This is a genomic window from Streptomyces sp. NBC_00078, assembly GCF_026343335.1.
In the GTDB taxonomy this organism is placed as follows: Bacteria; Actinomycetota; Actinomycetes; order Streptomycetales; family Streptomycetaceae; genus Streptomyces.
In genome coordinates, this window is sequence record NZ_JAPELX010000001.1 from 5,840,391 (window position 1) to 5,859,545 (window position 19,155).

Sequence of the window (19,155 nt, forward strand, 5' to 3'; positions counted from 1 at the left end):
TGCATGACGCCGCGAGATGCTTCAGACGACAGTCGCTGGTCCGATCTGGACCGGCCTCCTCTCAACGTCACCGCGCTGCGCCGGGGACTCGTGCAGGAGGGCGGCCTGTGGCGCGAGGTGGAACTGGTGCAGAGCACCGGGTCCACCAACTCCGACCTGGCCGCCCTGGCGGGCGCGGGCAAGGCTGCCGAGGGCACGGTCCTGGTCGCCGAGGAGCAGACCGCCGGGCGGGGCCGCCTGGACCGCCAGTGGACGGCCCCGGCCCGCTCGGGCCTGTTCTTCTCCGTCCTGCTGAAACCGGCGGAGGTGCCGGTCGCCCGCTGGGGCTGGCTGCCGCTGCTCACCGGGGTCGCCGTGGCGACGGGGCTGTCCCGGTCGGCCGGCGTGGACACGGCACTCAAGTGGCCCAACGACCTGCTCGTTTCCATCGGCGGCGAGGAGCGCAAGGCCGGCGGGATCCTCGCCGAGCGGGCCGGCGACGACGCGGTGGTCGTCGGGGTCGGCGTCAATGTCACGCTGCGCGAGAACGAACTGCCGGTCCCGCAGGCGGGTTCGCTGGCGCTGGCCGGAGCGGTGAGCACGGACCGGGACCCCCTGCTGCGGGCGATGCTGCGCTCCCTGGAGGAGTGGTACGGGCGCTGGCGGGACGCCGGTGGCGATCCGGCGGCCAGCGGCTTGCAGGAGACGTATGCGGCGGGTTGCGCGACGCTGGGGAGGGTGGTGCGGGCGGAGCTGCCGGGAGACCGGGCGGTCACCGGGGAGGCGGTGGCGGTCGACGGCGACGGAAGGCTGGTGATCGCAACGCAGGACGGCGTGCAGGAGCCGGTGGGCGCTGGAGACATCGTCCACTTGCGGCCGGCGTGAGGACATCCACCCGGTCCGGCGTTCGAGGATGAGGCCTTTCGGGCCGAAGCGGGGATCCGGGGAAGCAGGCTCCCAGCGACGCCCGCACCGGTGCCGGGTGCTTCACCCACGTCGGGAGTGAGGTAGGGCACACCTGCCGTACAGTTGAGGCCGGTCGATACCTGGCCGTGGCAGATCGGAAGGGCAGCAGGCGTGACCGTCGACGACACGGGCTCCGGCGCGGACGCGGACGGCCGGGTGGACCCCCATGCCGCCGAATCCGGCGAGGACCCGCTCGCCCTGCGCCTGGAACATCTGATCCTTGGCGCCGAGCGGCGCTACACCCCCTTCCAGGCGGCCCGCAGCGCGGGCGTCTCCGTGGAGCTGGCCACCCGCTTCTGGCGGGCGATGGGCTTCGCCGACATCGGTCAGGCCAAGGCGCTCACCGAGGCCGACGTGCTCGCGCTGCGGCGGCTGTCCGGTCTGGTCGAGGCGGGACTGCTGAGCGAGGCGATGGCGGTGCAGGTGGCCCGGTCCACCGGGCAGACCACGGCCCGGCTCGCCGAGTGGCAGATCGACTCCTTCCTGGAGGGCCTGACCGAGCCGCCCGAGCCGGGGATGACGCGCACCGAGGTGACGTATCCCATCGTCGAGCTGCTGCTGCCCGAGCTGGAGGAGTTCCTCGTCTACGTCTGGCGGCGGCAGCTCGCCGCCTCGGCCGGGCGCGTCGTGCAGGCCGCCGACGACGAGGAGATGGTCGACCGGCGCCTGGCCGTCGGCTTCGCGGACCTCGTCGGCTTCACCCGCCTCACCCGCCGGATGGAGGAGGAGGAACTCGGCGAGCTCGTCGAGGCCTTCGAGACCACCGCCGCCGACCTGGTCGCGGCGCACGGCGGCCGACTGGTCAAGACGCTGGGCGACGAGGTGCTGTACGCGGCCGACGACGCGGGGATCGCCGCCGAGATCGCGCTGCGCCTGATCGAGACGATGGCGAACGACGAGACGATGCCCGAGCTGCGCGTCGGCATCGCCTTCGGCACGGTCACCACCCGTATGGGCGACGTCTTCGGCACGACGGTGAACCTCGCCTCCCGGCTGACGTCGATAGCCCCGCGCGACGCCGTCCTCGTCGACGCCGACTTCGCCCAGGAGCTGATCCGCACCGGAGAGGCACCGGCCTCCGAGGCCGAGGCGGCCGAGGCCGCCGCAGCGGCGGAGAAGGAGGGCGAGGAGCCCCCGACGTACCGCTTCGCCCTCCAGCCGATGTGGCAACGCCCTGTCCGCGGCCTCGGCGTCGTGGAGCCGTGGCTCCTGACCCGACGGAGCGAGGCCTTGTAGGACTCCTTGGCCTGGTGGCCAGGTGATCCCTTGCATTGGCGGCCCTGCGGCCCTGCGGCCCTGCGGCCCTGCGGCCCTGCGGCCCTGCGGCCCGGTGGCTTGGCGGTCGGGCGGCCGGGCCGGACGCGGGCTCCGGTCGGCTTCGAGCCGCGGTACCGCCCGCCGGTCCTGTCCGAGCAACTGGGCCCTGGAGCCCGGGAGCGGCCGGGCGGTGCCGCTTACGGGGCGTGGAGGCCGGGTGGGGGGTGTGATCGCGCCCGCTGTCGGGTCGGCGTCGATTCGGGGTGGCGGCTGTCGGGCGTGGTGGCGCGGGGGCGCAGCGTTTCGGCGGGGCTGGTGGGTTCGGCCCGTGCGTCGATTCGGGGTCCTGGCTGTCTGGCGTGGTGATCGCTGTGGCCTGGTGATGGTTGCGCGGGGGTGGCAGCGTTTCTGCGGGGCTGGTCGGCCGTTGGGATCAGCCCGCGAGTGGGCCCACGCACAGGCCGATGATCGGGACGCAGAGGTCGGGATCGTCGGCGTTGTTCGGGGGTGGGGGTGTGGGGCTGCCGGGTGTCGGAGTCGGCCGGGGGGTGGGGGGTGTCGTCGTGGGTCGGTGAGGTGGGGGCGTGGGTGCCGGGGTATTCGGCGCTTGCGGGAGCGTGGTGGTGGCGGTGGACTCCGGGTCCGGCGGTGCGGTCGGGGACAGCAGGGGTACGAGGCTCGAAGCCGCCGTCGGTGTCGCGCTCGCCCCGCCCATCGCGGACGTCGCCGACGGACTCACCCGGGGCACGGCCTCGACGGTGGCGACGGCGTTGTCCGACCGGCCGGTGCCCGTACCGGGGTCCTGACGGGGATCGGCCTCCGCGGTCCCGACCGCGCCGACCCCCGACTCGGGCGCCATCCGTACGAGGCTCAAGGCGCCGGCGGCCAGCGCGAGGCCCCCGACGGCGAGCAGAACCCTGCGGGGCCGGGGCCTGCGGTGCCGGCCCCGTCTCACCGATGTCTCCGCCGTCACGACCATCACGACCCCTCCCCGTTGCGCCGGCGCCCCCTGTGCGCCGTGGCGGACGCACGTTATGCGCTCTTGTGGGAGGCGCGGCGGGAGTCGGGCCGGATATCACTCGAACGGGGACAACGGAGGGAAACCCTGCGATGATCGGGCCGAAACTTGTTAACCCGCGTTAACCGGAGGGCGTCATGGGTGAGGAGCGGTTCGGGGAGTTCGTGGTGGTGCGGCGACACGGAGACGGGGACGTCGCGCATGTCGCGGAGCTCGTCCTCGACCGGCCCAAGGCCATGAACGCGGTCTCGAGCGAGATGGCGCGTTCCATCGCCGGAGCGTGCGCGGCGCTGGGCGCCGACCGTGACGTACGGGTGGTCGTGGTGACGTCCACGCACGAGCGGGCGTTCTGCGTCGGGGCGGATCTGAAGGAGCGGAACTCCTTCTCCGACGCCGACCTGGTCCGGCAGCGGCCCGTCGCGCGCAGTGCCTACACCGGGGTGCTCGAACTGCCGGTGCCGACGGTTGCCGCGGTGCACGGGTTCGCGCTCGGCGGGGGCTTCGAGCTGGCGCTGTCGTGCGATCTGATCGTGGCCGACCGCACGGCCGTGGTGGGGCTGCCGGAGGTGTCCGTGGGGGTCATCCCGGGCGGTGGCGGAACGCAGCTGCTGCCGCGCCGGGTGGGGGCCGCCCGGGCGGCGGAACTCATCTTCACGGCCCGGCGTCTGGAGGCCGCCGAGGCGCGGGAGTTGGGCCTCGTGGACGAGCTGGTGGAGGAGGGGCGGGACCGGGCCGAGGCGCTGGCCCTTGCGTCCCGCATCGCCGAGAACTCGCCGGTCGGCCTGCGGGCCGCCAAGCGCGCGCTGCGCCTCGGCCACGGGCTCGACCTGCGGGCCGGCCTGGAGGTCGAGGACGCGGCATGGCGGTCCGTGGCGTTCTCCGGGGACCGGGCGGAGGGTGTGGCGGCGTTCAACGAGAAGCGGAAGCCTCAGTGGCCCGGCGAGTAGCCGCCGAGGGCCGGTCGGCCGGCGTGACCGGTCGGCGTGACCGGTCGGTACGACCGGTCGGCATGAGTCGGGGGCGGTCACCCCACCGCCGTATCAATAGAACGAATCGCCCGAAACCTCCCTAACCTGGAGTGATGGGTGAGGACAAGCGGCTCGCTGCCGTCGTCGCGTTGGCACAGGGCATGGCGGCGGCCCACGGCTCGCACGAGGCGTGGCGCTCGGCGGCGACCGGTGCGTGCCGGGCGCTCGGCGGGAGCTTCGCCGCGCTGTCGGCCTGGGAGCGGGAGCGCGGCCGGCTGCGGGTCCTTGTGAACGTGGGGGAGCGGGGCGAGGGGGAGGACGAGTTCCCGGAGGACGAGTCGTACCCGGTGCACCAGTTTCCCGAGATCACCGAGTTCCTGCACGAGCGGTGGGCCGGGGGCGGTGAGCCCGACGCGTGGGTGGAGACGGCGCAGGGGCCCGCGGCGGGCGGCCGCCCCGGTTACGTCCATCAGCGGGTCGCCGCTCTGCGCCGCCGCGGCCGCGGCTGCTGTGTCGTCGCCCCGATCGTGCTGAACGGGCGGGCGTGGGGCGAGCTCTACGTTGCGCGTCCCGCCGGTGCGGCCGTCTTCGGGCGGGCCGACGCCGACTTCGCCACCGTCCTGGCTGCTGTCGTCGCCGCCGGGATCGCCCAGGCGGAGCGGCTGGAGGAGGCGCGACGGCTGGCGTACACCGACGCCCTCACCGGTCTCGCCAACCGGCGTGCCGTCGATGTGAAGCTGGAGGAGGCCGTCGAGTCGCACCGAGCGGACGGTACGGTCGTCAGCCTGGTCGTCTGTGACCTCAACGGCCTCAAGCGCGTGAACGACACCTGCGGCCATGCCGTGGGCGACCGGCTGCTCGAACGCTTCGGCTCCGTGCTCTCCCTGTGCGGCGCGATGCTGCCCGGTGCGCTCGCCGCGCGCCTGGGCGGGGACGAGTTCTGCCTGCTCGCCGTCGGGCCGTCCGCCGACGAGGTGGTCAAGGCGGCCGGCGAACTGTGCCGCCGCGCCGCCGAGTTGGAGCTCGGCGACGGCGTCGCCTGCGGGGTCGCGTCCACCGAGGACCCGATCGGGCCGGTCCGCTCCGCCCGCCGGCTCTTCCGGCTCGCGGACGCCGCCCAGTACCGGGCGAAGGCGCTCCACGCGGGCAGGCCGGTCGTGGCCGGGCGGGGAGGGCCCGACGACCCGGTCATGCGGCTGGCCGACGCGCCTTCGCCGCAGGCCGCTTCCGAGCGGCGCCGCTTCCGGGGGCGGCGCAGCTGACGCAGCGGGGCCGCAGGGACGCACCGGATGGGTAAGGGGCGTAGCCACGAACCAGTAGTGACATCTTCGTCTTCACTGCGTACGCTCCTGAATATGGATATGCACACTGTGGTGGTGGGGACGTCCGGGGTGACCGCGTCCGACGTTCTCGCCGTGGCGCGCGGCGGCGCCCGGGTCGAGCTGTCGAAGGAGGCGGCGCAGGCCCTTGCCGCGGCCCGCGAGATCGTGGACGCGCTGGCGGCCAAGCCCGAGCCCGTCTACGGCGTCAGCACCGGCTTCGGCGCCCTGGCGACCCGGCACATCAGCCCGGAACTGCGGGCCCAGCTGCAGCGCAACATCGTCCGCTCGCACGCCGCCGGCCTCGGGCCGCACGTGGAGCGGGAAGTCGTACGGGCCCTGATGTTCCTGCGGCTCAAGACCGTCTGCTCGGGACACACCGGCGTCCGCCCCGAGGTCGCGCAGACCATGGCCGACGTGCTGAACGCCGGGATCACCCCCGTCGTCCACGAGTACGGCTCCCTAGGCTGCTCCGGCGACCTCGCGCCCCTGTCCCACTGCGCCCTGACGCTCATGGGAGAGGGCGACGCGGAAGGTCCGGACGGCACCGTCCGCCCCGCCGGTGAGCTCCTTGCCGAGCACGGGATCGCCCCCGTCGAGCTGCGCGAGAAGGAGGGCCTCGCCCTCCTCAACGGCACCGACGGCATGCTCGGCATGCTCGTCATGGCCCTCGCCGACCTGGACATGCTCTACAAGTCGGCCGACGTGACGGCCGCCCTCTCCATGGAAGCGCTGCTCGGCACGGACCGGGTCCTCGCCCCCGAGCTGCACGCCATCCGCCCGCACCCCGGGCAGGGCGCCTCCGCCGCCAACATGCTTGCCGTGCTGAAGGGTTCGGAACTCACCGGGCACCACCAGGACGACGCCCCGCGGGTCCAGGACGCCTACTCGGTGCGCTGCGCCCCGCAGGTCGCCGGCGCCGGACGCGACACCATGGCGCACGCCCGCCTGGTCGCCGAGCGCGAGCTGGCGTCCGCCGTCGACAACCCGGTCGTGCTGCCCGACGGGCGCGTGGAGTCCAACGGCAACTTCCATGGCGCCCCGGTCGCCTACGTCCTGGACTTCCTCGCCATCGCCGCCGCGGACCTCGCCTCCATCGCCGAGCGCCGCACCGACAGGTTGCTCGACAAGAACCGCAGCCACGGCCTGCCGCCGTTCCTGGCCGACGACGCGGGCGTCGACTCCGGGCTCATGATCGCCCAGTACACGCAGGCCGCGCTGGTGAGCGAGATGAAGCGACTGGCCGTGCCGGCGTCCGCCGACTCGATCCCGTCCTCCGCCATGCAGGAGGACCACGTCTCCATGGGCTGGTCGGCCGCCCGCAAGCTGCGCACCGCCGTCGGCAACCTCGCGCGCGTGGTCGCCGTCGAGTTGTACGCCGCCACCCGCGCGATCGAGCTGCGCGAGGGCCTGACCCCGGCGCCCGCCTCGCAGGCGGCCATCACGGCCGTGCGGGCGGCGGGAGTCGAGGGCCCCGGTCCCGACCGGTTCCTCGCGCCCGACCTCGCCGCCGCGGACACGTTCGTGCGCGAGGGACGGCTGGTCGCCGCGGTGGAGACCGTCACCGGGCCGCTGCAGTAGTCGTACGGCAACGGGGCCCTGCCGCACCTGCGACAGGGCCCCGGAACGTCAACCGAGCTTCGCCTCCTGCGCCTTGATGATCCCGGCGGGGATGCCGTACTTGTCGTGCTTGCCGGCCAGCGCCGCCAGGCTGACCGAGTAGTACGTGGCGACCGTGGAGCCGTGGCGGACGACCTCGGCGTGCACCGTCGTCGTGTCGCCCTCGGTCTTGCCGGTCACGGAGAACGCCACCGACTCGTCGCCCGATCCCGAGGACTTCTCCTCGGCGACCCTCGTGAACTTCTGGGTGTCCTGGCCCTTCGCCGACACCGTGAAGCCGCTCGCGCAGCCGGCGACCGCGTCCCCGACGGACTTCATGGTCTGCTCGGCGCCCCCGCCGTCGTACGAGGAGAGCGACACGATCGTCATCGTGGATCCCACGATGTCCTTGAGGCTGTCCTCGATGTCGTCGAGGCTCTCCTCGGAGGTGCCCTTGGACGTCGGCTCGGCGACCTTCTCCGTGGCCATCCGGTTGACGTAGGCGCTCTCGTCGCCCGGCGCGAACCCGGTGAGGACGTAGGCGAGCGGCTCGCACTTCGCGTCCACCACCGTCACCTGGTCCTTGGACTCGGCGAACTTGCCGCCCTTGTCGGCGGACTTGACCTCGTAGCCGTCGAGGTCCTGCTCGCTGATGATCCGCCTGCCCAGCTCGGCCGCGCTGAGCGCCTTGGCGGCCGCGGTCGGCGAAGAACCCTTGCCGGCGGAGTCCTTGGCGTCCCCGGAGCCCGAATCCCCGCCGCAACCGGTGATGAGGGCGAGCGACAGCGCGCTCACGGCAACCGTGGCGCCCACGCGCACCCTCGATGATCTCTTCATGAGCGGACTATGAAGGCGACGTCAAGGAATCGTCAAGCGAATTCAAAAACCGAGGCGTTCCCGGCGCGCCGAGTACACGACGAACCCGGCGCCGACCCCGAGGAAGAGGGTGCCGCCGACGAAGTAGGGAGTGGTGTCGAAGCTTCCGGTGTCGGCGAGTTGGGTCTCGGCGCCGGAGGTGTCCGCGGTCGTCGACGCCATCCGCGCCTGCGTAGTGATCTGCGAGGACGGGGTCGCCGAGGGCGCTGATCTCGCCGGTTCGTCCCCGGTCGCCTTGGCGGAGGGAACGAACCACAGGGCACACAGGAGGGTCCCTGCGGCGGTGGCGGTCAGCAACGGACGGCGAGCGGATGACACGGAATATCGATCCCCTTGTGGCGCTGGCGAATTGGCCGTGTGGTGCGATGTTAGTGAAAGGCGCGGGTCACAGGAAAGTCACGGGAGCCAAGGGCCGTACTCTCCGGGCATGAGCACTGAAGAGACATCACGTTTTGTCCGCCTTCGGGTGGAACTGGTCATCGAGGTCGACGACTCCGACGCGGTGACCAAGGCGGCGCTGCGGCGGATCGCCGACGACACCGACCTGCCGACCGGCGAGCGGGCACAGATCGAGAACGCTGTGACGGAAGACACTGCGGAGGCCCTCGCCTATCTCATCGACCCGTTCGACCTGGTGAGCGAGGTGCCGGGGGTGGAACTCGCCCAGGCCTCCTGGTCCAGCGAGGAGATCGACTACGACCCCGATTCGCCGGATTGGGACCTGGGCGACGATGATGTGCACGACGAAGAACGTGACGACGAGGGGGTGCCCCTCGGCTGACGTGGCTCGGGGGGCATCGTGGCCCCGGGCGGCAGCCGCCGTCCGGGGTTTCGTCGTCTCAGGGAGACGCACCGACCGCCATCCGCACCCTCCGCCCCGGCGGACGTGGCGTGCCCCACACCTCTGAGGAACGTGGAACGGGACGAACCGGCCGTAGCGTTGAAGTTCGTCAGACGGGGCACTTCGGGGTTCTTGGGGATACGGCAACGATGGAGAAGCGTGTGATGACGAACAGTAAGCGGCGCAGGGGCCTCGCGGCCGCGTCCGCACTGCTCGGCGGGGTTCTGGTGCTCTCGGCCTGTTCCGGCGGCAACGACGACGCCTCCGGCACCAAGGGCAAGGACACCTCGCAGGCCAAGGCCGACGAGGCGGCGGCCAAGAAGTCCTCCGAGGCCGAGATCGAGATCACGCCCAAGGACGGCTCGGACAACGCCTCCATCAACAACTCCGCCGCCGTCACCGTCAGTAAGGGCACGCTCACGGGCGTGACGATGACGACCGCCGACGGCGCCGCGGTGGCGGGCCAGCTGTCCGCGGACAAGCTCACCTGGAAGCCCAGCACCCAACTGGAGCGCTCGACGACCTACAAGGTCGCCGCGGAGGCCAAGGACTCCGACGGCCGCGTCGCGCACGAGAACGGCTCCTTCACGACGGTCTCGCCGTCCAACAGCTTCATAGGCAACTTCACGCCGGAGAACGGCTCCACCGTCGGCGTCGGCATGCCCGTGTCGATCAACTTCGACAAGGCGATCACCAACAAGGCCGCCGTCCAGAAGGGCATCACGGTCTCCTCCAGCACCGGCCAGGAGGTCGTCGGCCACTGGTTCGGCGCCAACCGGATCGACTTCCGCCCCGAGGACTACTGGAAGGAGAACTCGACCATCACGCTGAAGCTCGCGCTCGACGGCGTCGAGGGCGCCTCCGGTGTCTACGGTGTGCAGCAGAAGACGGTCACCTTCCACATCGGCCGCAACCAGATCTCCTACGTCGACGCGAAGACCAAGCAGATGAAGGTCACGCAGGACGGCAAGACCGTCAAGACGATCCCGATCTCGGCCGGTTCGCCGGAGAACAAGACCTACAACGGCATCATGGTCATGTCCGAGAAGTTCAAGGAGACGCGCATGAACGGCGCGACCGTGGGCTTCACCGACGACGACGGCAAGGGCGAGTACGACATCAAGGACGTGCCGCACGCCATCCGCCTGACCAACTCCGGCACCTTCGTGCACGGCAACTACTGGGGCGCGAAGTCCATCTTCGGCAGCGTCAACACCAGCCACGGGTGTGTCGGCCTGTCGGACACGAAGGGCGCCAACGACAAGGGCACGCCCGGCTACTGGTTCTTCAACAGCTCGATCGTCGGTGACGTCGTGGTGACGTCCAACACCGGCGACAAGACCGTCCAGCCGGACAACGGCCTCAACGGCTGGAACCTCAGCTGGGCCGACTGGAAGGCCGGCTCCGCCGTCTGACCCGCCGACCCACCGCACGTCCACGGCTTTCCCACTCGACGGCCTTCAACGCGACCACGGACCTGGGCAGCAAGGCCGAGGCCGGCAGGACGGTCAGCATCCCGGTGGTCGTCGAGGGCGTACGGCAAGTGAGTCCCGTAGCCCGCTGACGTAGGCCATGAGCGAACGGCCCGCCGGAAGTACCGCTTCCGGCGGGCCGTCCAGCTACTCCCTCACCCAGGGCGGCCACGGCCACATGGTCGCCAAACACGTCGGCAAGCACATCACCGAGCCGCAGCGCCGCCGCTGGGTGAATCTGATCCAGGACGCGGCGGACGAGGCGGGCCTGCCCACGGACGCGGAGTTCCGCTCGGCGTTCGTCGCCTATGTGGAGTGGGGCACGAGGCTGGCCGTGTACTTCTCGAGCCCGGACGCGAAGCCGCCCACGGAGCAGCCGGTACCGAAGTGGAACTGGGGGGCGATGCCGCCGTACCAGGGGTGAGGGGCCTCTTGCCGCGGACGCGGTGAGGGTGGTGCGCTTCCCGGCGGTGGTGAGGGTCCTTTCAGCGCCGGTCAGGACATCTCAGCGCGTCGTCAGCGCCGGATCAGGGCGTGCCGGCCAGTCCGGCGTTCGAGGACGAGGCCGTTCAGGACGAAGCGGGGGTCTGGGGTGGCAGCCCCCACCGAGGGCCGCACCGGCATCGTGCGCGTCTCAGGCCGAGGGTGCCGACGACGCACCGGTTCCCGAACGCGTCGCATCCGCCCCCCAGCTCGCCAGCAACCGCAACGCCTCCGCGGACGCGGACCCCGGTTCCGCGTGATACGTCACCAGCCCCTGGTCCCCGTCGCCCGCGAGCCTGAACGACTCGAACTGCAGAAACAGTTCACCCACGAGCGGATGGCGCAGGTGCTTGAGGCCGTGGCTCTTCTCCTTGACGTCGTGCGTGGCCCACAGCCGCCGGAAGTCCTCGCTCTTCACCGACAGCTCGCCGACCAGCGCCGACAGCCGGGGGTCGTCCGGGTAGCAGCCCGCCTCCATGCGCAGCGCGCAGACGATGTCGATCGCCTTCTGCTCCCAGTCGATGAACAGCTCCCGGTAGGCAGGACGCAGGAACACCAGCCGCGCCCAGTTCCGCTCCTGGACAGGCAGCTCCGCCCAGTCGCCGAAGACCGCCGCCGCCATCCGGTTCCACACCAGGATCTCCGCGCGCCGCCCCACGACGTAGGCCGGAACCCCGTCCATGGTGTCGAGGAGCTGCTGCAGCGAGGCCCGCGCCTGCTGGCTGCGCCCGGCGGGCTTCTTCTTGTGCTGCTTCGGCTTCGCCAGATGCGTCAGATGGGCGTGCTCGGCGTCGGTAAGCCTGAGCGCCCGCGCGATGGAGTCGAGCACCTCCGCCGACACGTTCCGCCCGTTGCCCTGCTCAAGGCGGGTGTAGTACGCCACCGAGACGCCCGCCAGCTGCGCCAGCTCCTCGCGCCGCAGCCCCGGTACCCGCCGGTGCCGCCCGAAGTCCGGCAGCCCCACGTCCTCCGGCTTCAGCCGGGCACGCCGGGTGCGCAGGAACTCGCTGAGCTCGGCACGCCGGTCCAGCGCGCCGGCCGGCTCCTGTACGGGATCGGGCTGTTGGTCCATGCGTCAAGTATTCACCGTCGTACGCACACCATCCTGACCCCACCGGTGGTAGGCACAGTGGACGTACGCAAAGCCGTGGGCTGGGTGGACCTTGTACGGTCCGGCATGCTGAGCAGCACGCCCGGTCAGAAGATCAGAAGGCAGCCGGGCAGTAACCACTGCTAGGAGACCCTCGGCATGACCACTGTTGCTGCGTACGCCGCCCCCGCCGCGAAGGCTCCCCTGGAGCGCACCACGGTCGAGCGCCGGGCGGTGCGTGAGTACGACGTTCTGATCGACATCAAGTTCGCCGGTATCTGCCACTCGGACATCCACCAGGCACGGGAGGGCTGGGGCGAGGCCATGTTCCCGATGGTCCCGGGGCACGAGATCGCGGGCATCGTCTCCGAGGTCGGCCCGGGTGTCACCAAGTACCAGGTCGGCGACCGTGTGGGCGTCGGCTGCCTGGTCGACTCCTGCCGTGAGTGCGACAACTGCAAGGCCGGTCTGGAGCAGTACTGCACCGGAGGCGGCGTCGGCACCTACAACGCCCTCGACAAGAACGGCGAGCCCACCTACGGCGGCTACTCGGAGAAGATCGTCGTCGACGAGAACTACGTCGTCCGCATCCCCGACGGCATCTCGCTGGACGTGGCCGCACCCCTGCTGTGCGCCGGCATCACCACGTACTCTCCGCTGCGGCACTGGAACGCCGGCCCCGGCAAGAAGGTCGCGATCCTCGGCATGGGCGGCCTCGGCCACATGGGCGTCAAGATCGCGCATGCGCTGGGCGCCGAGGTCACCGTCCTCTCCCAGTCCCTGCGCAAGCAGGACGACGGGCTGAAGCTGGGCGCAGACCACTACCACGCCACCAGCGACCCGAAGACCTTCGAGGACCTCAAGGGCACCTTCGACCTGATCCTTTCGACGGTGTCGGCCCCGCTGGACCTCGACGCGTATCTGTCCCTGCTGCGCACGGACGGCGCCTTCGTGAACGTCGGCGCCCCCGAGGAGCCCGTCAAGCTCAACCTGTTCTCGGTGATCGGCGGCCGCAAGACCCTCGCCGGCTCCGGCATCGGCGGCATCCGGGAGACCCAGGAGATGCTGGACTTCTGCGCCGAGCACGGCTTCGGCGCCGAGATCGAGCTGATCCGCGCGGACGAGATCAACGAGGCGTACGAGCGGGTACTGGCGAGTGACGTCCGCTACCGCTTCGTGATCGACACGGCCACGATCTGATCCGTGCCCAAGGGCCCCGGCGGAGTTCGCGCCGGGGCCCTTCAGCATGCGGCCGCACGCTGCGAGCGAGGTGAGCGGCAGCGGGAGCCGGTCAGCCGGCAGCCGGAGTTGATCAGCCGGCCGGCAGGAACTCGCCGGCCCCGAAGGACCGTACGAGAACGCCCCCGTCGGCGGACGGCCGTACGGAATGCGCGCGCCCCGGTCCCGACACCCGGGCGCGCCCGTCCGGCCCCACCTCCACAAGGGTGTTCTCGTCGATGGCGACGCCGTGCCGGAGCCCGTGCCGCGCGACCGCGGCGATCAGCCGCGGCAGCGTCCCCCACTGCGCGGCATGCACGTCCACTGCGAAGGGCACAAGCCCGAGCCCGGCCCGCACCTCGACCTCCTCCAGGTCCTCCGCGGTGTCCTCATGGCACACGGGAACACCGTCGTCGAGCCGACCGCCGACGACGGCGTGGACCGCGGCGACGGCGGCACCGGCGGAGAAACCGGCATACGGAACACCGAACTCGGCCAGTACGGGCCCCAGCCGGCCCCAGACACCCGGCGAACGCCTCCTGATACGCCGGCGTCAGCCCACCGCAGACGCTACGGAACACCGAACTCCGGGCGCCACGAGTTTTGGAGCAGTGCATCATGACGTCACCCATCCTGGTCACGGGCGGCACGGGCACCCTCGGCTGCCATGTGGCCCCACTCCTGCAGGCGGCCGGCCGCGAGGCGCGCGTGCTGAGCCGGAACGCCCGCCCTGCGGCGAACGGCGTCGAGTACGTCGTCGGCGACCTACTGAAGGACGAGGGCATCGCGGCCGCCGTGGCCGGCACGGAGACCGTCCTGCACCTCGCGGGCGGCCAGAAGGGCGACGACGAGGCGACCCGTGCGCTGATCCGGGCGGCGCAGGCCTCGGGCGTCCGTCACCTGGTCTACATCTCGGTCATCGGCGCGGACCGCGTCCCGCTGGCCTGGTTGCGCACCAAGCTGGACTCCGAGCGCGCCGTCGCCGACTCGGGCATCCCGTGGACGACGTTGCGCGCGGCCCAGTTCCACGAGCTGACGTTGGCGATGGTGGAGAAGACGACGAAGCTCCCCGTCCTCCCGGCCCCCGGCGGCCTCCGCCTCCAGCCGGTCGACTCCCGCGAAGTCGCCGCCAGGCTGGTGGAGTTGACCCTGGGCAAACCCGCGGGCCCGGTCCCGGACATGGTTGGCCCCAGGCTCTACGACATCCCCGCCCTGGTCCGCCCGTACCTCGAACTCCGCGGCCGGCGCCCCCGCCCGAAGCTGCCCGTCCGCATCCCGGGGAAGGCGGGGCGGGCATACCGGGCGGGGGACAACCTCACGCTGGAGGGAGCGGAGGCCGGGAAGCGGACGTGGGAGGAGTTCCTGGCGGACCGTGTGGCCTGAGCCGGAGGGCACCTTTCCTCAGGCCCGCAGTCCCGTGAGGCCGTCGTAGGCGGACATGACGATCTCCAACCCCCTGGTGTTGTCCGCCGGTTCGCGCATCTGGTTCGTCACGTAGGCCACCACCATCCGGGGCTCGGGCTCGATCATCACCAGCGAGCCGCCCCAGCCGCCCCACCCGTAGGTGCTGCCGAACAGCCCGTAGCCGAGGCCCCAGCGCATCGGCATGCCCAGGACCCGGTCGTCGCCGCTGAACTGTTCCTCCCGGGCCCGGTCACACCCCGCCTGTGACAGCACCCGCACCCCGCGCACCGCCCCTGCGCACGCCATCACCGACTGGGCGAGGGCGACCGAGCGGGCATTGCCGAATCCGCTCGCCGCGGGGATCTGCGCACGGCGCCAGGCGACGCTGTTGCCGTCGCGGAGCCGGATCCGGGTCCCGGCGGCCGTGTCGTTGCCGGTCCCGGTCCCGGGGCGCGGAATCGCTGAGAACCCTCGCGCGTTGAGGGGGGTGGGCATCAGATGCCGGTGGTGTACGAGCCGAGTAGCCCGAGTGATCACGCTGACAAGTATTGGAGGGGCCGCAATGGCTGCGCAGACGCAGAGGGCCGTGCTGGCGGGCGGATGTTTCTGGGGGATGGAGGAGCTGATCCGCCGGCTCCCGGGCGTGACGGGGACCCGGGTCGGATACACCGGAGGCGACGTGCCGAACGCGACGTACCGTAACCACGGCACGCACGCCGAGGCCATTGAGATCCTTTTCGACCCCGAGAAGACCGACTTCCGCTCGCTCCTGGAGTTCTTCTTCCAGATCCACGACCCGAGCACCAGGAACCGCCAGGGCAACGACATCGGCCTCAGCTACCGCTCAGCGATCTACTACGTTGACGACGAGCAGAAGCGCATCGCCGAGGACACGATCGCGGACGTGGACGCCTCCGGACTGTGGCCGGGCAAGGTCGTCACCGAGGTGGAGCCCGTCGGCCCCTTCTGGGAGGCCGAGCCCGAGCACCAGGACTACCTGCAGCGCTACCCGGACGGCTACACCTGCCACTTCCCCCGCCCGGGATGGCGACTGCCCGCCCGCGCGGAGGGCTGAGCACGAGCACGAGACGGCTCGGCGCGAAGGTGGAACCCGACGGACAGAGGTTCCCCGGCCGGGCCGTCCCTGCGTTCGCGGAGCCGGCGGTGCCCCTCAGCCGTCGGCCCGGGCGACACAGACCGGGCAGGCGACCCCGGTCCCGCCGACCCTGAGCTGCCCCCTGTGACGCCTGGTCCGGAGCCGGCTGCCGGCGGACGGACCGGTTCCTCATCCGCACACATGGGCGAGGAACTCCTCCCCGACGGGATAGGGGCGTTCCTGGGGCAGCAGTCGGGAGGCGGAGGCCAGGTCGCCACCGCTGACCAGGCCGTGGATCTCGCGGGCGAGTGGGGTCACGTCGCGGATGGCGACCGTCCACTCGTCCGCGTAGCGCAGTGCGGCCTCACCCGACAGGCCGAGTTGCAGGGATCGGTAGGGCAGGGGCTGCAGGTGCAGGTCCCGTTCGGGGTCCCACTGCACGCGGGCCGGAGCGCGCTGCAACTGACGCTGCCAGGTGGCCCGGTCGGGGTGCACCTCGCGTACATAGCTCGACAGACACGCGTGGCGCAGCGCCCACTCGAAGCCATCCCGGCTGATCTCGACAGCGAGGACGGTCTCCTGCCCCTCCTTGGCACCCCAGCCGCAGCGATACATCATCCACAGGAACGACGGCTTGATCCACGTCATCCTGTCGCGCTTCCACGCAGCGGGGAAACGGCCGTCGCGGACGGCGGGCAGGCCGATCTCCGGGGAGTACGCCTGGTAGACAGTGATCGTGGAGTCGGCATAGGCCGCACGGATCCCTCGTTGCGGTTCTTCCATGGCGTACAGCTTGGGCTCGGCCGGTTCCGGCGGCCACTGATTTTCGACCGTCCGCCGCGACGGAGAGCGCCGGCTGCAGCCAGGCGCCGGACGCGGTGCGATCTCCCACCGGACTGTGTGTCCCGGAAAGAGCCGCGCCTGGCGGGCCGGACGCCCGGCAGTGCGTCCGCCTCCGCGAGACCGGTGGCGGCCGGGCGCTCGCTCCCCTTCCCTTCCCAGCTCAACCCTTCCCAGCCAGCCCAGCCCAGCCCAGCATTTCCCAGCCCGGCCCGGTGGCCCGCACGTCCGCTCAGTGCGGCAGCGTCGCCGGGCTGCCGCCGTTCGCCTCGTATCCCGCCACCGCCAGCGCCCGGTACACCGCGAACTCCGCGGCCGGGTCGGCGGACAGGGTCCAGGGGAGGGCCCCGATATGGCCGTCGATGTGTATGAGCTGGTTCATGGCCTCGGACCAGCGCTCGGCGCGGACGAGGAAGAAGACCAGGAGATGGCGTACGTGCGCCAGCATCGGGTCGTCGGGGCGGGCCGAGTGGACGGCGTGGAGCGCGCCGTGGATCGCCTTCGTCACGACCTCGCTCTGGTAGAAGCTCCTGACGAAATTCACCTCGGGAAGGTGCTCGAAGACCGCGAACAGGGGCATGGCCGCGAGGAGCGAGCCCTGGGGAGCCCGCGCGGCCGCCGCCTCAGCGAAGGAGTACGCCAGCTCCCGCGAGCCGTGCCACTTCTCGCACCAGTAGTGCAGGGCGGCCAGGTGGGCGCCCATGTGCGTGGGCGCGCGGTCGAGGATCTTCAGCCACAGCTGCTCGAACTCCGGCTGGGAGTAGGCCAGTCCACGGGCCACCGACAGCTCGACGATGTACGGGATCGGGTCGCCGGGAGCGAGCAGCGCCGCATCGCCGCAGGCCGCCCTCGACTCCTCCATGATGATCCGGAACTCGTCCGTGCCCGGCGTGGACGTCCGCCATGCCTGCTGGACCAGGAACTCCGCGTGCACCGCCGCGCCGCCAGCGTCCTTGGGCTGCTCGGCCCGCCACACCCGCAGCCACTGCCCGCCCGGTGTCTCGCTCACCCCGCCCGGCCGCTGCTGCAGCTCCAACGACGCGGCGCCCGCGAAAGCCTGCACACGCTGCCAGCGCAGCTCACCCTCGGCCTCCGTGCCCGCCAGCAGCTGGGCTGCCGCGCGGTAGTCCTGTGTGCGCTGCACCAGGTCCAGGACGTCCAGCAGGTCGAGGTCGGGTCCGGGCAGGCGGATGTCCATCTCCTCCTCGCGCACGAAGCCGTAGTTCGCGGGGTCGGCGGCGTCCGGATGGCCGGCCGGAACCTGCTCGATCATGCCCCGCCTGCGCCGCATGACCGGGAGCAGCACGAAGCCGAGCATGACCAGCGCGATCAGGACCCAGAGAAATTCCATGGCTCAAGCGTTCCAGACGCCACCGACAATTGGCCAACCCGGTCGGCGCCCTGTGGAAAACTCCGGGGCCCGGCGCCTCGACCGAGGGAAATCCCGCCGGTACGGCCTCCCGAGCCCCGCCGTCCGACACCCGCGCCGCGAGCGCACTACCCTCGGTGCCCATGAGCGACAGGCACATCAGTCAGCACTTCGAGACCCTCGCGATCCACGCGGGCAACACCGCCGATCCCCTCACCGGCGCGGTCGTCCCGCCGATCTACCAGGTCTCGACCTACAAGCAGGACGGCGTCGGCGGCCTGCGCGGCGGCTACGAGTACAGCCGTAGCGCCAACCCCACCAGGACCGCCCTGGAAGAGAACCTCGCAGCCCTTGAGGGCGGCCGCCGAGGTCTCGCGTTCGCGTCCGGACTGGCGGCCGAGGACTGCCTGTTGCGGACGCTGCTCAGCCCCGGTGACCACGTGGTCATCCCCAACGACGCGTACGGCGGCACGTTCCGGCTGTTCGCGAAGGTCGTCGCCCGGTGGGGGGTGGAGTGGTCGGTCGCCGACACCAGCGATCCGTCCGCCGTGCGGGCCGCCATCACCCCGAAGACCAAGGCCGTGTGGGTGGAGACCCCCTCCAACCCGCTGCTCGGCATCACCGACATCGCCGCGGTCGCCCAGATCGCCCGGGACGCGGGCGCGAAGCTCGTCGTCGACAACACCTTCGCCACGCCGTACCTGCAGCAGCCGCTGGCCCTCGGCGCGGACGTCGTCGTGCACTCCCTGACCAAGTACATGGGCGGCCACTCCGACGTCGTCGGCGGTGCGCTGATCGCCGCCGACGAAACACTCGGCGAGGAGCTGGCCTTCCACCAGAACGCGATGGGCGCCGTCGCCGGTCCCTTCGACTCGTGGCTGGTCCTGCGCGGCGCCAAGACGCTCTCGGTGCGCATGGACCGGCATAGCGAGAACGCCACCAGGGTCGCCGACATGCTGACCCGGCACGCGCGCGTGTCGAAGGTCCTCTACCCGGGGCTGCCCGAGCACCCGGGCCACGAGGTCGCCGCCAAGCAGATGCGGGCCTTCGGCGGCATGGTCTCCTTCCAGGTCGAGGGCGGCGAGGAGGCGGCCGTCGAGGTCTGCAACCGCACCAAGGTGTTCACCCTCGGCGAGTCCCTGGGCGGCGTCGAGTCGCTCGTCGAGCACCCCGGGCGCATGACGCACGCGTCGGTGGTCGGCTCGGCCCTCGAGGTGCCCGGCGATCTCGTACGGCTCTCCGTGGGCATCGAGAACGTCGACGATCTACTGCAGGACCTGCAGCAGGCGCTCGCCTAGGACCTGCCGTTCGGATGAGGTCGGCCGTGAGGAACAGTTCCCTCCGGCCGACCGCGACTCCG

Annotated in this window: 19 protein-coding genes and 1 pseudogene; 12 read left to right on the top strand and 8 right to left on the bottom strand. The window is 71.4% G+C overall.

Annotation, left to right across the window (positions count from 1 at the left end):
* Positions 1-3: 3 nt before the first annotated feature.
* Positions 4-864, top strand: a complete 861-nt coding sequence (locus tag OOK07_RS27530; RefSeq protein ID WP_266684210.1) for a biotin--[acetyl-CoA-carboxylase] ligase — start codon at positions 4-6, stop codon at positions 862-864.
* 192 nt (positions 865-1,056) lie between these two features.
* Positions 1,057-2,181, top strand: coding sequence for an adenylate/guanylate cyclase domain-containing protein (locus OOK07_RS27535; RefSeq protein WP_266799105.1), 1,125 nt, complete (start codon positions 1,057-1,059; stop codon positions 2,179-2,181).
* Between the two features lie 454 nt (positions 2,182-2,635).
* Here the strand turns inward: OOK07_RS27535 and OOK07_RS27540 are convergent, their stop codons facing one another.
* The gene (locus tag OOK07_RS27540) at positions 2,636-3,181 is read right to left on the bottom strand and encodes a hypothetical protein (protein ID WP_266802041.1); all 546 of its coding nucleotides are present in this window, start codon (positions 3,179-3,181) and stop codon (positions 2,636-2,638) included.
* 176 nt (positions 3,182-3,357) lie between these two features.
* Between OOK07_RS27540 and OOK07_RS27545 the strand changes: the two genes are divergently transcribed.
* From OOK07_RS27545 to hutH, 3 genes are all read left to right on the top strand, one after another.
* A complete protein-coding gene (locus OOK07_RS27545; protein WP_266684214.1) occupies positions 3,358-4,167 on the top strand; it encodes an enoyl-CoA hydratase/isomerase family protein in 810 nt (269 codons plus the stop codon).
* Between the two features lie 134 nt (positions 4,168-4,301).
* A complete protein-coding gene (locus OOK07_RS27550) occupies positions 4,302-5,450 on the top strand; it encodes a GGDEF domain-containing protein (protein WP_266684216.1) in 1,149 nt (382 codons plus the stop codon).
* Between the two features lie 99 nt (positions 5,451-5,549).
* The gene (hutH, locus tag OOK07_RS27555) at positions 5,550-7,088 is read left to right on the top strand and encodes a histidine ammonia-lyase (protein ID WP_266802042.1); all 1,539 of its coding nucleotides are present in this window, start codon (positions 5,550-5,552) and stop codon (positions 7,086-7,088) included.
* A gap of 48 nt (positions 7,089-7,136) precedes the next feature.
* On the opposite strand, the gene OOK07_RS27560 is transcribed toward hutH, so the two are convergent.
* Positions 7,137-7,943, bottom strand: a complete 807-nt coding sequence (locus tag OOK07_RS27560; protein WP_266799107.1) for a hypothetical protein — start codon at positions 7,941-7,943, stop codon at positions 7,137-7,139.
* A 42-nt stretch (positions 7,944-7,985) separates the two neighbouring features.
* Positions 7,986-8,300, bottom strand: coding sequence for a hypothetical protein (locus OOK07_RS27565; RefSeq protein ID WP_266684220.1), 315 nt, complete (start codon positions 8,298-8,300; stop codon positions 7,986-7,988).
* Positions 8,301-8,409: 109 nt separating this feature from the next.
* Here OOK07_RS27565 and OOK07_RS27570 point away from each other — a divergent pair, with 109 nt between their 5' ends.
* From OOK07_RS27570 to OOK07_RS27580, 3 genes and pseudogenes are all read left to right on the top strand, one after another.
* Complete coding sequence (locus tag OOK07_RS27570) at positions 8,410-8,763, top strand: hypothetical protein (RefSeq protein ID WP_266799110.1); 354 nt, start codon at positions 8,410-8,412, stop codon at positions 8,761-8,763.
* Between the two features lie 209 nt (positions 8,764-8,972).
* Entirely contained in the window at positions 8,973-10,238 is a 1,266-nt protein-coding gene (locus OOK07_RS27575; RefSeq protein ID WP_266684224.1) for a L,D-transpeptidase, read from the top strand.
* Between the two features lie 190 nt (positions 10,239-10,428).
* A pseudogene (locus tag OOK07_RS27580) lies at positions 10,429-10,719 on the top strand (globin domain-containing protein); the annotation flags it as partial.
* A gap of 210 nt (positions 10,720-10,929) precedes the next feature.
* Here OOK07_RS27580 and OOK07_RS27585 read toward each other — a convergent pair.
* Positions 10,930-11,850, bottom strand: a complete 921-nt coding sequence (locus tag OOK07_RS27585; protein ID WP_266684228.1) for a helix-turn-helix domain-containing protein — start codon at positions 11,848-11,850, stop codon at positions 10,930-10,932.
* 177 nt (positions 11,851-12,027) lie between these two features.
* Between OOK07_RS27585 and OOK07_RS27590 the strand changes: the two genes are divergently transcribed.
* Positions 12,028-13,068, top strand: coding sequence for an NAD(P)-dependent alcohol dehydrogenase (locus tag OOK07_RS27590; protein ID WP_266799112.1), 1,041 nt, complete (start codon positions 12,028-12,030; stop codon positions 13,066-13,068).
* A gap of 112 nt (positions 13,069-13,180) precedes the next feature.
* Here OOK07_RS27590 and OOK07_RS27595 read toward each other — a convergent pair whose 3' ends face one another.
* Positions 13,181-13,486, bottom strand: coding sequence for a type 1 glutamine amidotransferase family protein (locus OOK07_RS27595; RefSeq protein WP_266799114.1), 306 nt, complete (start codon positions 13,484-13,486; stop codon positions 13,181-13,183).
* 218 nt (positions 13,487-13,704) lie between these two features.
* On the opposite strand from OOK07_RS27595, the gene OOK07_RS27600 reads away from it, so the two are divergent.
* Positions 13,705-14,469 (top strand): SDR family oxidoreductase, encoded by a 765-nt coding sequence (locus OOK07_RS27600; protein WP_266799116.1) that lies wholly within the window; start codon positions 13,705-13,707, stop codon positions 14,467-14,469.
* Positions 14,470-14,487: 18 nt separating this feature from the next.
* On the opposite strand, the gene OOK07_RS27605 is transcribed toward OOK07_RS27600, so the two are convergent.
* Positions 14,488-14,985, bottom strand: a complete 498-nt coding sequence (locus OOK07_RS27605; protein WP_406312446.1) for a serine hydrolase — start codon at positions 14,983-14,985, stop codon at positions 14,488-14,490.
* 67 nt (positions 14,986-15,052) lie between these two features.
* Between OOK07_RS27605 and msrA the strand changes: the two genes are divergently transcribed.
* The gene (gene msrA, locus OOK07_RS27610) at positions 15,053-15,565 is read left to right on the top strand and encodes a peptide-methionine (S)-S-oxide reductase MsrA (RefSeq protein ID WP_266684238.1); all 513 of its coding nucleotides are present in this window, start codon (positions 15,053-15,055) and stop codon (positions 15,563-15,565) included.
* A gap of 210 nt (positions 15,566-15,775) precedes the next feature.
* Here the strand turns inward: msrA and OOK07_RS27615 are convergent, their stop codons facing one another.
* Both OOK07_RS27615 and OOK07_RS27620 read right to left on the bottom strand, forming a co-directional pair.
* Positions 15,776-16,369, bottom strand: a complete 594-nt coding sequence (locus tag OOK07_RS27615; RefSeq protein ID WP_266799118.1) for a DUF4291 domain-containing protein — start codon at positions 16,367-16,369, stop codon at positions 15,776-15,778.
* Positions 16,370-16,658: 289 nt separating this feature from the next.
* On the bottom strand, positions 16,659-17,777 hold the full coding sequence (locus OOK07_RS27620) for a hypothetical protein (RefSeq protein ID WP_266799120.1): 1,119 nt from the start codon (positions 17,775-17,777) through the stop codon (positions 16,659-16,661).
* Between the two features lie 161 nt (positions 17,778-17,938).
* Here OOK07_RS27620 and OOK07_RS27625 point away from each other — a divergent pair, with 161 nt between their 5' ends.
* Complete coding sequence (locus tag OOK07_RS27625; RefSeq protein WP_266684244.1) at positions 17,939-19,093, top strand: cystathionine gamma-synthase; 1,155 nt, start codon at positions 17,939-17,941, stop codon at positions 19,091-19,093.
* The last annotated feature ends 62 nt before the right edge of the window (positions 19,094-19,155 follow it).